Raw genomic sequence first — 12817 nt, forward strand, 5'->3', positions numbered from 1 at the left:
GTCTCATGATGAGTAGTGCACGACCGAATTTTCTGCAGCGGATCGGCTACATGTTCGGTCGCGCGCTACCGCCCGAGATGCGGGAGTGGGTACGCGACGACGTCCTGGGCCCCGGCGGAACGCGCCGCTACCTGCTGCGATGGAACCTGCCGATCATCCCGCTGCTCCTGCTGTTCCTGCTGATCCCGGGGCCGGTGTGGATCCCGATCGCGATGATGCTGTTGCTGCTGCTGCCATGGGTCTACTTCTCGGTGGCGTTGAGGCCCATCTGGCAGCGGCACCGCCTCCAGCAGCACGGTCTCGATCCGGAACTGCTCAGCGCGAAGGCACGCGCCCGCGCCGCCCGCGAACGAGAGGACTACGAACGCCGTTTCGGTCGCGCGTCCTGACCGGACCTCCCACGGTGCGGGGCAGCGTGTCCGCTTATCCTCGCACCATGAGTGACACCCCTGCCTTCACAGCCACAGCAGACCTCGCCGACGAGATCGGCCCGGACATCCGCAGCTGCGACACGCAGTTCATCCAGTTCGGCGGCCGCACCGAGTTCGTCGGCCCCATCACCACCATCCGCTGCTACCAGGACAACCTGCTCGTCAAGCAGACCCTCTCCGAGCCGGGCAACGGCGGCGTGCTCGTCGTCGACGGCGGTGGCAGCATCCACACCGCGCTCGTCGGTGACATCATCGCCGGTCGCGGTGTCGACAACGGCTGGGCCGGGGTCATCGTCAACGGCGCGGTCCGCGACTCCGCCATCCTGCGCACACTCGACATCGGCATCAAGGCCCTCGGCACCAACCCGCGCAAGAGCACGCAGACCGGCTCCGGCGAGAAGAACGTGCCCGTCGAGATCGGCGGCGTGACGTTCAACCCGGGCGAGATCGTCTACAGCGACTCCGACGGCGTCGTCGTCCGCGTCGAGAACTGATCAGCCGAGCGCGCGGGTCGACCCGCTATTCGTGCGCGACCCGCGCGCCCGCCCCGGCGATCTCCACCACGTCGCCCACCTTCAGCTGACGGCCGCGACGCACCTCCACCTCACCGTTGACCGACACCAGGCCGTCGGCAATCACTTCCTTGGCCTCCGCACCCGACTCGATGAGGCTTGCGAGCTTGAGGAACTGACCGAGCCGGATCGACTCGTCACGGATCGGTACATCGAATGCGTCGGACATGGCACCCATTGTCCCCGACACTGGATCCATGGCCCGCCCCAGCATCATCTGGTTCCGTCGTGATCTCCGACTGAACGATCTGCCCACCCTGCTCTCGGCCACCGAGGCCGCCGACGACGTCCTCGCCCTGTTCGTCCTCGACGACGCACTGCTCCGCCCGTCCGGTGCCCGCCGGCGCGACTTCCTCATGGGATGCCTGCAAGCCCTCGACCGGGATCTCGACGGGCGCCTGCTCGTCGTCCAGGGAGACCCGATGATGCTGGTGCCGCAAGTCGCCGCCGAGTTCGATGCGGCCGCGGTCCACATCAGTTCCGACCACGGTCCCTACGGCACGCGACGCGACCGAGCGGTCGCCGAAGCGCTCGGCGACGTCCCGCTGGTGGCCACCGGCTCGCCGTATGCCGTCACGCCGGGCCGCATAACGAAACCCGACGGCACTGCATACAAGGTGTTCTCGGCCTTCCGCCGCGCCTGGAACGACCACGGATGGCACACACCCGCGGCAACCGGACCGGACACCGCCGACTGGGTCGACCCGAGCGGCTGCTCCACACGCGTGCCGATTCCCGAAGCCGGCGACGAACCCACACCTCCCATCGGAGAGGCGGCCGCACTGGAGCGATGGCGCGAATTCCTCGACGACGGTCTCGAGCGGTACGCCACCGACCGTGACCGGCCGGCCTACGACGGCACGAGCGGCCTGTCGCCCTATCTGAAGTTCGGCTGCATCCATCCGCGGACCCTGCTGCACGACATGAGGAACCGGTCGGACGAGGGGGCCGTCACCTTCCGCAGCGAACTGGCGTGGCGCGACTTCTACGCCGACGTCCTGTTCCAGCGGCCCGAGACCGCCCGGACCAACTACAACAGCGACTTCGACGCCATCACCTACGATTCCGGACCCGACGCCGACGCCCTGTTCGCCGCGTGGTGCGAGGGCCGCACGGGATTCCCGATCGTGGACGCCGGGATGCGACAGCTCCTCGCAGAGGGCGTCATGCACAACCGGGTGCGGATGATCGTCGCGTCGTTCCTGACGAAGGACCTGCACCTGCCGTGGTGGCGTGGGGCGCGACATTTCATGAAGCATCTGGTGGACGGCGATCTGGCCTCCAACCAACACAATTGGCAGTGGACGGCGGGCAGCGGCACCGACGCCGCTCCCTACTTCCGGGTGTTCAATCCGACCCGGCAGGGCGAGAAGTTCGATCCGACGGGTGAATACGTACGCAGATGGGTACCCGAACTGCGGAGCATCGACGGCGCTCGTGTGCACAGCCTGCCCGACGGCCCTCCGGACGGATACCCGGAACCGGTCGTCGATCACGCACACGAACGCCGCGTCGCTCTGGACAGATACGAGCGGATTCGCTCACCCCGATGAAGAAGACGGCGAAACGACCCATCCGGTCGTGGCGGTGCTCCGAACAACTTCTGGACGGACAACCTGTTCGCCGTACACCCAACGAAAGGACATCGCAGTGCGCGCTCTCGTCGAGGCAGCTTTCATGGCCATCCACAACCCGCTCGTCGACGCATACACCTTTCTGATCAGCGTCCTTCCTGCTTGAGTGGATACGGTGCAGGAGTCCGCCCCGGCGCCGTCACCACCGGGCGCCCCGGTGCCGTCACCACCGGGCGCCCCGGCGCCGTCACCACCGGGTGAGCATCACTGCAAACAGGAGGCAGGGCATGGGCATCGAATTCTCGAGCGTCGTCGACGCACCGCGTGACGAGGTGTTCGACTGGCACTCCCGGCCCGGCGCCATCCTCCGCCTGATCCCGCCCTGGCAGCCGATGAACGTCGTCGCCGAGGCCGACTCCCTCGAATCCGGTACGGCCGTCCTCGGTCTCCCCGGCGGTCTGCGCTGGATCTCCCGGCACAGACCCGAGGATTACGACCCGCCAGCACGTTTCGTGGACGAACTCTCCCACGACGGCCTATTGTCGCGCCCCGCCACCGTCATCGGCTCGTGGCGCCACGAACACCGCTTCGACGTCGTCGACGAATTCCGCACCCGCGTCACCGATCGCGTCGACACGCCGGTACCGGGCTGTTTCCTCACCCAGACCTTCCGTTACCGGCACCGCCAGCTCGCCGACGATCTCGCGAGCCACCGCTGGTCGCACGCGCAGGGCATCCGACCCGGGACGGTCGCGGTGACCGGATCGAGCGGACTCGTGGGTACTGCCCTGACGGCCTTCCTGTCCACGGGTGGCTACCAGGTAGTCCGCCTGGTGCGCCGGAAACCGCAGCGCACCGACGAACGATGCTGGGACCCTCAGGATCCGGCGCCCGACCTACTCGAAGGCGTCGACGCCGTCGTTCACCTCGCGGGCGCGTCGATCGCGGGACGGTTCACCGACTCCCACAAGGCCGCGATCCGCGACAGCCGCATCGAACCGACACGCCGACTCGCCGAACTCGCCGCGACCACACCCAACGGTCCCGCGACCTTCGTCTCCGCGTCCGCGATCGGCCTCTACGGTTACGACCGAGGAGACACACCGCTCGACGAGAACGCATCACGTGGAACGGGTTTCCTCGCCGACGTCGTCTCCGATTGGGAGGCCGCGGCACATCCCGCGGAGAAGAAGGGCATGCGGGTCGTGCACGTGCGCACCGGCATCGTACAGACACCCCGCGGCGGAACGCTCCAGTTGATGCGGCCGCTGTTCGCGAGCGGTCTCGGTGGCCGGATCGGCGACGGCCGGCAGTGGTTCTCCTGGATCGACATCGACGACCTCCTCGATGTCTACCACCGTGCCCTCACCGACCCCGGCCTGACCGGACCGGTGAACGCCGTTGCACCGCAGCCGGTGCGCAACGAGGAGTACACCCGGGTACTGGCGTCGGTGCTGCACCGTCCCGCACTGCTGCCCGTCCCCGGTTTCGGCCCCCGGTTGCTGCTCGGCGACGAGGGTGCACGCGAGGTCGCCCAGGCCGATCAGTTCGTCGTCCCGAAGGCGCTGATCGACGCCGGGCACCGGTTCCGGCGTCCCGATCTCGAAGCGTCGCTGCGCCACCAACTCGGCCACATCCTGGAGGAACCGTGAGCGGAAAACGTGTCCTGGTCACCGGAGCGACCGGCTACATCGGTGGCCGGCTCGCTCCGCGCCTGCTCGAGGCGGGTTACCGGGTACGGGTGCTCGCGCGCAGCCCCGACAAATTGCGCGACGTGCCGTGGGCCGACGACGTCGAGATCGTCCGTGGCGACCTCGACGACGCCGAATCGCTGCGCGCGGCATGCCGCGACATCGACGTCGTGTACTACCTGGTGCATTCGATGGGTGGTCGCGACGAGTTCGTCGACGCGGAGAAGCGAGCGGCGCAGAACGTCGCCGACGCGGCACGCGACCACGGCGTCTCCCGCATCGTGTACCTCGGTGGGCTGCACCCGGAGTCGGGTGATCTCTCACCGCACCTGTATTCACGGGCCCAGGTCGGACGTATCCTGACGGATTCCGGTGTTCCGACGCTCGTGCTGCAGGCCGGCGTCGTGATCGGTTCGGGTTCGGCGTCGTTCGAGATGATCCGGCATCTGAGCAACCGGCTCCCCGTCATGACGACCCCACGCTGGGTGAACAACCGGATCCAGCCCATCGCGGTGCGCGACGTCCTGCACTATCTGCTCGCTGCCGCAGATGCACCCCTCCCCCGCAGTGGCACCTACGACATCGGTGGGCCCGACGTCCTGCGGTACGGCGAGATGATGCAGCAGTACTCGGAGGTCGCCGGTCTGACGAAACGCCGGATCCTCGTCCTGCCCGTCCTCACACCGAAGCTCGCCGGTTTGTGGATCGGTCTGGTCACGCCGATTCCTCCGCCTCTCGGTCGCGCGCTCCTCGAATCGCTGTCGACCGACGCGGTAATGCGCAACCATGACGTCGACTCGATCATCCCCCCACCGGAATCCGGCCTCACCGGCTACCGCGACGCGGTCCGGCTCGCCCTCGGCCGTATCGAACGGGGAGAGGTCGAGACGACGTGGACGAACGCATCACCGGTCGGTGCACCCGCCGATCCGCTTCCGTCCGACCCGGACTGGGCCGGCGAGGTCGTCTTCACCGACGAGCGGTCACTCGAGTCGGATTCGTCCCAGGAGAAGGTGTTCGCCGTCGTCGAGAGCATCGGCGGCGAGAACGGTTGGTATTCCTTCCCGTTGGCGTGGACCATCCGCGGCTGGCTCGACCGGTTCGTCGGCGGCGTCGGACTCCACCGCGGTCGCCGCGACCCGAAAACCCTGCATACCGGTGACGCCCTGGACTTCTGGCGCGTCGAACGGATCGAACGTCCGACGCTGCTGCGCCTGCGCGCGGAGATGCGGGCACCCGGCGGAGCGTGGCTCGAGTGGCGGGTCGAACCGCTGGAGTCGGGCCGGTCGCGCGTGCACCAGCGGGCGATCTTCTTCCCGCGCGGAGTCGCCGGTCGTCTCTACTGGTACGCGCTGGTTCCCTTCCACGGCATCATCTTCCGCGGCATGCTCGAGAACATCGCGGGCACCGCCGGCCGCTAGAGCGATCCGCTACGTTGTTCGCCATCCGCTGCGGCAATTGCCGTAGCGGATGGCGAATTCGCGAGGGGATGTTCTCGGGACGACGGATCTGGGTGGTGTGCGGATCTTCCTCGGGATCCGCACACCACCACGATCGACCGAGAGTTACACGGCGCAGAGCGGTTTGATGTCCTGCAGTCCCTCGGTGGTGGGCGAGGTGAGCATCAGGCACGAGTTGTACCCGCTCGCCTCGACGACGTTCCGGATCTCGCGCCACGCGTCGTCGCTGACGACGGGCGAACGCGACAGCACGAATCCGGAGATGCGCGTCGGGTCACCGACGACTGCCCACGAGTAATCGTCCGCGAGGTACGTGACGATGTAGTTGCTCGGTCCGTCGAGCGAATCCTGGAAGGGTACCCCCGGAAAAGACACATGCAGTGCGGCAGTGTCGTTCACGCGGGCGTTCCCGATGATCCCGCGACGATCACCGGTGAACGTGGTGCACGAGTTCTCCACGCGCACGTTGCGTTCGTCGAGCAGCGTGTAGAACGCCGTCGTGTCGCGAGCGCAGTCGATGTTGTAGGGAGCCGGATTGGCGGCGAGCTGATACCACTGCCCCACATACCGGTTCACGTCGAGCTCGGGAACCGGAGTGAGCGGCGCTGCGGCGGCGGGCGTGGCGAACAGGAGCGCGCCTGCGGCGGCGATGAACGCCGCCGCAAGCCCCCGAACGCCGTGTCGGGATCTACGCATGCCTTCTACCTTTCCGTCGTCCGGTATCGGTTACTGCTGGGGCATGAGAACGCCGTCGATCAGGTACACGGTGGCGTTCTCGGTCTCGATGCCACCGCAGATCACGTTGGCGTCGTTGACGGTCCACATCTCACCCTCGCCGGCGACCTCGACGGTGCCGCCCTGGACGGTGGTCTGCGTGCCGGCGATATCGGCCGGGGTCAGCTCACCGGGAACCACGTGGTAGGTGAGGATGTCGGTCAGTAGAGCCGAATCCGTCTGCAGCGTCTGGACGGTCTCCGGCGGCAGGGCGGCGAACGCGTCGTCGACCGGCGCGAAGACGGTGAACTCGCCATCGTTGAGCGTCTCGACCAGGTTGACGTCGGGGTTGAGCTGGCCGGACAGGGCCTGCGTGAGAGTGGTCAGGATCGGCACGTTTCCGGCGGCCTCGGCGACAGGCTGGTTCGCGAGTTCCTCGACGGACGACGGGCCGGTAGGGTTCGCGGCGACATAATCGGCGCAGCCCGGTCCGACGGGGCCGGCAGCGGGGGCTGCGGTACCGGTTGCAGCCGTAGTGGTTTCCTGCATTGTCTCCTGGGTGGGCTCCATCGTGGTGGTGTCGGTGGTGTCCGTGCCCGAATCATCCGAACACGCCGCAACACCCAGCAGGGACATCGCACCGATTCCGACGACGGCCAGGCTCTTGCGCGCAGTGATGTTCATGACTGTGGTTCCCTTCGTAGGCCGTGGCCGGAAACGGCCACGTCGATCAGGTGTGTCACCGGTCATTCGAACCTCGGGTCGGCCCGGATGGGTCGGATCGAGAGATTTTTTCTCGGATCGGTATCCGGTGTTCGACCCATCCGTATTGCGGTCGGCTCCGAATGCACGTCATGGACGACGTCGAGGATCTCCGACCGGCTCACGTATTCGTGTTGCCCGGTGGGCGTCCGGTCGGCACCACAGCCGATTTCCTCACGTGCACACTGTCGGGGAAACCGACCCCGTGCCCCGGAGACGACCATGCATCCTGACCTTCCCCGCGCAGTCGCGATGATCGGCGACGACGTCGAGTTCCCGGGTGGCCGGGAGGCGGTCGTGCCGGCGATCTACCGGACCTTCGTCCGCCACGCGCAGGGCTCGGCCGAGCGCCCCTCGCTCGAGTACCGCGGCTTCAGCTGGGTCATGGATGTCGACGAGTCGATGCCTTCGTCCTGGTGGTTGCGCACGCTGATGCGGTTCGAGCCGTGGGACCACTTCGTCGCGAGCGATTCGGACACCTTCCGCGGGCGGGTCGAGGATCAGCTCGTGGCCGACGGGGTGCGGGTTCCGGTCGGGCGCATCACTGCGCTGCTGAACATCCGGCGCCTCGGTCTCGGATCGGATCCGCTGAACCTGTTCTGGTGTCACGATCCGAGCGGTTCCCTGGCCTGCGTGGTCGCGGAGATCCATTCGCGCCGGAACGGACGGCACTGTTACACGCTGCGCTCGGACGAGATCGACATCATCACCCGGGCCGGCGACACGTTCGCGGTCTCGGTCGCCCTGCGGCGACCCGGCGTCCCGGTGTTCACCGCGACCGTCAGCGGCGAACGGCTGCCGGCCGATCTCACGACTGTTCTACGTGCTCGGATGTGGATGGGGTGACGCTCGTGGTCGACACGGTTGCCTTGAGTGGAGGGAATGTCCAGGCTAGGCTTTCCCTCGATGAGCGGACTGAGCCGATGACCGGCGTCGGAGGCCATACCGATACCCTCGGCGAACTGCTCGGGCGGGTGGCCCGGCAAGACCCTACGGCGTTCGCCGAACTGTACGACGCGACGCGTTCCCGAGTCTTCGGCATGGTGCTGCGGGTCCTGCGGGATCCCGGTTACAGCGAGGAGACCACCCAGGAGGTCTACCTCCAGGTATGGAGGTCGGCCGACAAGTACGACCCGCGTCAGGGTTCCGCTCTGTCGTGGATCATCACGCTCGCCCATCGGCGTGCCGTCGACCGGGTCCGCAGCGAACAGTCCGGAGCCGACCGCGAGTCGCAGTACGGTTCGACGAACGTCGACGCGGCCTTCGACTCGGTGAGCGAGGAGGTAGCGCAGCGCGACGATCGCCGCCGGGTGAACGAGTGTCTGGGTTCGCTCACCGAACTGCAGCGACGCTCGGTCGAGCTCGCCTACTACAGAGGCTTTACGTATACCGAAGTGGCAGAAGAACTTTCGTCCCCGTTACCGACGGTCAAGTCGCGCATCCGGGACGGCCTGAAACGACTGAAGAATTGTCTGGGGGTGACTGTGGATGGCTGACGAGGCGAACGATTCCTCGCGCGATCTGCTCGACATGGCACCCGTCTTCGCATTGGATGCCGTCACGCCCGACGAACGTCGAGAGCTTACCGAGCGACTCGCGGAAGCAGACCCGGAGGTGGCCGAACGGTTCGGCGTCGAGGTCCGCGAGGTCCGCGAGACCCTCGCAGCGATGTCGGCCGGTACCGCGACCGAGCCGCCGCCCGAACTCCGGGTGCGACTGCTCGATCTGGTCCACGCCGAACTCACCGCGAAGACGCCCGCCGAGAAGACGCACACGGAACGACCCGGTGACCCGGAGGCGACCGAGGCACCTCGGGCGGAGGACGATCACCGTCCCCCGCCCGTCTCCCTCGACGAGCGCCGCCAGGCCCGACGGCGGAACTTCCTGCTCGCCGCGGCAGCGGCCGTGATCGTCGCGATCGGCGGCGTCGTGGTGGCCGGTCAATGGCAGAACACGTCCGAGCCGGGCACGAGCGAGCGGGTCTTCGCCGCCGAGGACGTACGGACCTCGTCGGGCGAGCTCGACGGTGGCGGCACCGCGACCGTGGTGTTCTCCAAGGAGGAGGACGCCGGCGTGCTGGTGATGAACAACGTCGCCCCGCCGGCCGAGGGCAGCGTCTACCAGATGTGGCTGGTCGGGCCCGAGGGAATGGAGCCCGCAGGCACGATGACCCCCGACGACGTCGCGCCGTCGACGACCGCGGTGCTCGAGGACATCTCGGGTGCCACCGCGCTCGCCTTCAGCGTGGAACCGACGGGCGGGTCGACCCAGCCGACCGCGATCTTCGCTCAGCTGCCGCTCGACTGACATGTTCGCGGCAGCGAGCACGTCATCGGCGGATGCCGATGACGACGGTCGCGTCGGCCTCCTCGAAACCCCGCGTGTCGGCGTCGAGTCCGGCCCGGGTCATGAGGTCGCGCACGACGGGTGCCTGCGACGCGGCCGACTCGACGAGCAGCGACCCACCGTCGGTGAGCCACCGACCCGCGTCGGCGACGAGCCGACGGTGGACGTCCAGTCCGTCGGGTCCGCCGTCCAGTGCATGTCGCGGCTCGCTGCAGCGCGCCTCCCGCGGCATCGACGCGATCGCCCCCGACGGCACGTAGGGCGCGTTGGCGACGAGCACGTCGACGCGACCGCGCAGCGTGCCCGGCAGGGCGTCGAACAGATCGCCGACGAACACCCGGTGGGGCGGCAGGTTCAGGCGGGCACACGCGGTGGCGACGGGATCGATGTCGGCCGCGTAGACCTCGCAGGCCTCGACGGCGGTGGCGAGCGTGGCACCGACGGCACCGCACCCGCAGCACATGTCGACGATCACGGCGCCGGGCCGCGCGAGTTCGATCGCGCAGTCCACCAGGTACTCGGTGCGGCGACGGGAGACGAACACCCCCTCTCGCACCGCGATGCGCCTGCCGTGGAAGAAGACCTGTCCCAGTACGTGTTCGAGGGGTTCTCCGCCGGCCCGCCGCGCGATGAGCCGCTCCAGATCCGAGGGTGTGGGAGCGGCTTCGACGAGCAGCTGCGCCTCCTCCTCTGCAAACACGCACCCGGCCGCTCGCAGTGCGGAGACAACGTCGGCGTGGGTCCGGTGGGCGGAGACCATGCGGAACCCTACCGCGCGCTCATCCGGCGAATCTCTCCGTTTCCCGGGGCGGGGGCCGGCTCACACCCCGGGAAGGGGTGGAATCTCCCGATCATGGGTATTCCGCGGGCTGTCACGAGGAGCGCTGTGGGAACGAACGATCTCGAGCAGGAGCCTGCGCAGGGTCGCCGGGTCCGAGACCGCGACCGGAGAGTCGCCACCGGTCGCGTCGTCGCGCTCGAGTTCGATCACACGCCGGTAGGCGTCCACGCCCCCGGGTGGGTCGACATATCCGTTCACGCCAGGAGGAATCTTGAGCACTGCTACCGCGCCCCCACGTAGAACCGGCCGATGGCGGTGGCTGCTACCCGCCCTGTTGCTCATCGCGTGGCTCGTGGCCGCCGGTGGCGGCGGCCCGTTCGCAGGCAAGCTCAGCGAGGTCGCCTCCAACGACGCGAGCACCTTCCTCCCGGCATCGGCCGAATCCACCCGCGCGGACGAGCTGTACGCGCAGTTCGACGAGAGCGAGTTCATCCCCGCGATCGTCGTCGCCGAACGCGACGGTGGGATCACCGACGAGGACCTCGCCTTCCTCGCCACCGAATCGGCCGGACCGCCGCCGATCCCGTCCGAGGACGGCGCAGCGGCGCAGATGATCGTGCCGCTCGACGCCTCCGGGGAGGTCCAGGAGGCCGTCGAGGAACTCCGGACGACCCTCGAAGGCGCACCGGACGGCCTGACCGTCTACGTCACCGGCCCCGCCGGGCAGGCCGCCGACCTGTCGTCGGCCTTCGGCGGCATCGACGGACTGCTCCTGCTCGTCGCGGGCGGTGTCGTCCTCGTCATCCTCGTGGTGGTCTACCGCAGCCCGATCCTGCCGTTCGTCGTCATCATCTCGGCGCTGTTCGCACTCGCCCTCGCGAGCCTGCTGATCTATGTGCTCGCCGACGCCGGAGCGATCGCGCTCAACGGCCAGAGCCAGGGCATCATGTTCATCCTCGTGTTCGGCGCCGCCACCGACTACGCGCTGCTGCTGGTCTCCCGGTACCGCGAGGAACTGCGACTGCAGCAGGACAAGTACGCCGCGATGCGCAGCGCGCTCCGCGGCTCGATCGAGCCGATCGCGGCGTCGGCCGGCACCGTCATCCTCGGTGTGCTGTGCCTACTGCTGTCGGACCTGAACTCCAACCGCGGTCTCGGCCCGGTGGCCGCCATCGGCATCGCGACGTCGTTCCTCGCGTCGCTCACCTTCCTGCCCGCAGTGCTCGTGCTGCTCGGTCGCGTCGCGTTCTGGCCCACCCGCCCGGTCTACGACCCGAACGCCGACGCCGACGACATGCAGAAGTCCCACAAGGTGTGGGGCCGGGTGGCCGACTTCGTCGGGTCGAAGCCGCGTCCCATCTGGATCGTGTGCAGCCTCGTGCTCGTCGCCTTCGCCCTGCTGGCACCGCAGTTCAAGGCGAGCGGTGTCGCGTCCTCGGATCTGTTCCTCCTGCAAACCGATTCGAAGTCCGGCCAGGAGGTGCTCGGTGAGCACTTCGACGCCGGCACCGGTTCGCCCAGCATCGTCGTCGCCCGCGAAGGCGCGCTCGAGGGTGTCGTCGGCGCCACCGAGGGCGTCGAGGGCGTGACGACCGTCCAGCCCGTCCCCGGCCCCGACGGCGCGCCGCGCGTGGTCGACGGACTGGTCGCGGTGCAGGCGACGCTCTCGGATCCCGCCGACTCCCTCGCCGCCGAGGAGACCGTCGAACGCATCCGCAAGGCGGTGCACGCCGTGCCCGGGGCCGAGGCACTCGTCGGCGGACCCACGGCCGTCGACCTCGACACGAAGGACACCGCGACCCGCGACCGCACCGTCATCATCCCGGTTGTGACGCTCGTGGTGCTGCTGGTGCTCATCGCGTTGCTGCGGGCGGTCGTCGCACCGATCCTGCTGATGCTCACCGTGATCGTCTCGTTCGCGGCGACCCTCGGTATCTCGTCGCTCGTGTTCAACCACCTGTTCGGTTTCCCGGGCGCCGACCCGGTGGTGCCTCTGTTCGGGTTCGTCTTCCTCGTGGCGCTGGGTATCGACTACAACATCTTCCTCATGACCCGCGTCCGCGAGGAGACGAAGAAGGTCGGTACCCGTGCGGGCACCCTGCGGGCGCTGACCGTCACCGGTGGTGTCATCACGTCCGCCGGCGTGGTGCTCGCGGCCACGTTCTCGGCGCTGGCGGTGATCCCACTGCTGTTCCTGGCTCAGCTGGCGTTCATCGTCGCCTTCGGTGTCCTGCTCGACGCGCTGCTCGTGCGGTCGCTGGTGGTGCCGGCCCTGACGATCGACATCGGCAAGAAGATCTGGTGGCCGAGCAAGCCGGCGCGGGCCGAACCGTCCGAGCCGGACGCCACCGAGGACGTCGCGACCGCGGGAGCGCCGCGCTCATGAGCGCGCTGAGCGCGCAGTGCTACTGACAGGCGCATGAGCGGATGAGAACGGCCGCGGGACCGGGCATGTGACCCGGTCCCGCGGCCGTTCGTCCCACGGC

General features: G+C 68.2%; 14 protein-coding genes. 9 read left to right on the forward strand and 5 right to left on the reverse strand.

What is annotated here, in order from left to right; translation table 11 throughout:
• Positions 1–5: 5 nt before the first annotated feature.
• Together NVV99_RS11495 and rraA are read left to right on the forward strand one after the other, a co-directional pair.
• The gene (locus tag NVV99_RS11495) at positions 6–389 is read left to right on the forward strand and encodes a DUF5313 family protein (protein WP_024102610.1); all 384 of its coding nucleotides are present in this window, start codon (positions 6–8) and stop codon (positions 387–389) included.
• Between the two features lie 47 nt (positions 390–436).
• Positions 437–925 carry a ribonuclease E activity regulator RraA gene (gene rraA / locus NVV99_RS11500; RefSeq protein ID WP_024102609.1) on the forward strand — a complete coding sequence of 163 codons (489 nt, stop codon included), beginning with the start codon at positions 437–439 and terminating at the stop codon, positions 923–925.
• A 25-nt stretch (positions 926–950) separates the two neighbouring features.
• On the opposite strand, the gene NVV99_RS11505 is transcribed toward rraA, so the two are convergent.
• Positions 951–1172, reverse strand: a complete 222-nt coding sequence (locus tag NVV99_RS11505) for an RNA-binding S4 domain-containing protein (RefSeq protein WP_024102608.1) — start codon at positions 1170–1172, stop codon at positions 951–953.
• A gap of 28 nt (positions 1173–1200) precedes the next feature.
• Here NVV99_RS11505 and NVV99_RS11510 point away from each other — a divergent pair, with 28 nt between their 5' ends.
• From NVV99_RS11510 to NVV99_RS11520, 3 genes are all read left to right on the forward strand, one after another.
• Positions 1201–2556, forward strand: coding sequence for a deoxyribodipyrimidine photo-lyase (locus tag NVV99_RS11510; RefSeq protein ID WP_024102607.1), 1356 nt, complete (start codon positions 1201–1203; stop codon positions 2554–2556).
• 308 nt (positions 2557–2864) lie between these two features.
• The gene (locus NVV99_RS11515; RefSeq protein WP_024102606.1) at positions 2865–4229 is read left to right on the forward strand and encodes a TIGR01777 family oxidoreductase; all 1365 of its coding nucleotides are present in this window, start codon (positions 2865–2867) and stop codon (positions 4227–4229) included.
• Positions 4226–5689 carry an SDR family oxidoreductase gene (locus NVV99_RS11520; protein WP_019290405.1) on the forward strand — a complete coding sequence of 488 codons (1464 nt, stop codon included), beginning with the start codon at positions 4226–4228 and terminating at the stop codon, positions 5687–5689. Before NVV99_RS11515 ends, NVV99_RS11520 begins: the two co-directional genes overlap by 4 nt.
• 144 nt (positions 5690–5833) lie before the next feature.
• Here NVV99_RS11520 and NVV99_RS11525 read toward each other — a convergent pair whose 3' ends face one another.
• Complete coding sequence (locus NVV99_RS11525) at positions 5834–6424, reverse strand: lipocalin family protein (protein WP_024102605.1); 591 nt, start codon at positions 6422–6424, stop codon at positions 5834–5836.
• A gap of 30 nt (positions 6425–6454) precedes the next feature.
• A complete protein-coding gene (locus NVV99_RS11530) occupies positions 6455–7126 on the reverse strand; it encodes a fasciclin domain-containing protein (protein ID WP_024102604.1) in 672 nt (223 codons plus the stop codon).
• A gap of 300 nt (positions 7127–7426) precedes the next feature.
• On the opposite strand from NVV99_RS11530, the gene NVV99_RS11535 reads away from it, so the two are divergent.
• The 3 genes from NVV99_RS11535 (at position 7427) to NVV99_RS11545 (ending at position 9511) form a co-directional block, all read left to right on the forward strand.
• Positions 7427–8050 carry a DUF1365 family protein gene (locus tag NVV99_RS11535; protein WP_006553346.1) on the forward strand — a complete coding sequence of 208 codons (624 nt, stop codon included), beginning with the start codon at positions 7427–7429 and terminating at the stop codon, positions 8048–8050.
• Positions 8051–8127: 77 nt separating this feature from the next.
• Complete coding sequence (locus tag NVV99_RS11540; RefSeq protein WP_024102602.1) at positions 8128–8700, forward strand: sigma-70 family RNA polymerase sigma factor; 573 nt, start codon at positions 8128–8130, stop codon at positions 8698–8700.
• Positions 8693–9511, forward strand: coding sequence for an anti-sigma factor (locus NVV99_RS11545; protein ID WP_024102601.1), 819 nt, complete (start codon positions 8693–8695; stop codon positions 9509–9511). Before NVV99_RS11540 ends, NVV99_RS11545 begins: the two co-directional genes overlap by 8 nt.
• 22 nt (positions 9512–9533) lie before the next feature.
• Here the strand turns inward: NVV99_RS11545 and NVV99_RS11550 are convergent, their stop codons facing one another.
• Complete coding sequence (locus tag NVV99_RS11550) at positions 9534–10310, reverse strand: putative protein N(5)-glutamine methyltransferase (protein WP_024102600.1); 777 nt, start codon at positions 10308–10310, stop codon at positions 9534–9536.
• A 60-nt stretch (positions 10311–10370) separates the two neighbouring features.
• A complete protein-coding gene (locus NVV99_RS11555) occupies positions 10371–10589 on the reverse strand; it encodes a hypothetical protein (protein ID WP_197539103.1) in 219 nt (72 codons plus the stop codon).
• A gap of 13 nt (positions 10590–10602) precedes the next feature.
• On the opposite strand from NVV99_RS11555, the gene NVV99_RS11560 reads away from it, so the two are divergent.
• Positions 10603–12717: an MMPL family transporter gene (locus tag NVV99_RS11560; RefSeq protein WP_024102598.1), complete on the forward strand. Its 2115-nt coding sequence runs from the start codon at positions 10603–10605 to the stop codon at positions 12715–12717.
• The last annotated feature ends 100 nt before the right edge of the window (positions 12718–12817 follow it).

This window comes from Rhodococcus sp. PAE-6 (assembly GCF_025290685.1).
Taxonomy (GTDB): domain Bacteria; phylum Actinomycetota; class Actinomycetes; order Mycobacteriales; family Mycobacteriaceae; genus Rhodococcus; species Rhodococcus pyridinivorans.

Coding starts and splice junctions, on each gene's coding strand:
- NVV99_RS11525 (WP_024102605.1), bottom strand. CDS start 6,424: ATGCGTAGATCCCGACACGGCGTTCGGGGGCTTGCGGCGGCGTTCATC.
- NVV99_RS11550 (WP_024102600.1), bottom strand. CDS start 10,310: ATGGTCTCCGCCCACCGGACCCACGCCGACGTTGTCTCCGCACTGCGA.
- NVV99_RS11545 (WP_024102601.1), top strand. CDS start 8,693: ATGGCTGACGAGGCGAACGATTCCTCGCGCGATCTGCTCGACATGGCA.
- NVV99_RS11535 (WP_006553346.1), top strand. CDS start 7,427: ATGCATCCTGACCTTCCCCGCGCAGTCGCGATGATCGGCGACGACGTC.
- NVV99_RS11505 (WP_024102608.1), bottom strand. CDS start 1,172: ATGTCCGACGCATTCGATGTACCGATCCGTGACGAGTCGATCCGGCTC.
- NVV99_RS11495 (WP_024102610.1), top strand. CDS start 6: ATGATGAGTAGTGCACGACCGAATTTTCTGCAGCGGATCGGCTACATG.
- rraA (WP_024102609.1), top strand. CDS start 437: ATGAGTGACACCCCTGCCTTCACAGCCACAGCAGACCTCGCCGACGAG.
- NVV99_RS11530 (WP_024102604.1), bottom strand. CDS start 7,126: ATGAACATCACTGCGCGCAAGAGCCTGGCCGTCGTCGGAATCGGTGCG.
- NVV99_RS11510 (WP_024102607.1), top strand. CDS start 1,201: ATGGCCCGCCCCAGCATCATCTGGTTCCGTCGTGATCTCCGACTGAAC.
- NVV99_RS11515 (WP_024102606.1), top strand. CDS start 2,865: ATGGGCATCGAATTCTCGAGCGTCGTCGACGCACCGCGTGACGAGGTG.
- NVV99_RS11540 (WP_024102602.1), top strand. CDS start 8,128: ATGACCGGCGTCGGAGGCCATACCGATACCCTCGGCGAACTGCTCGGG.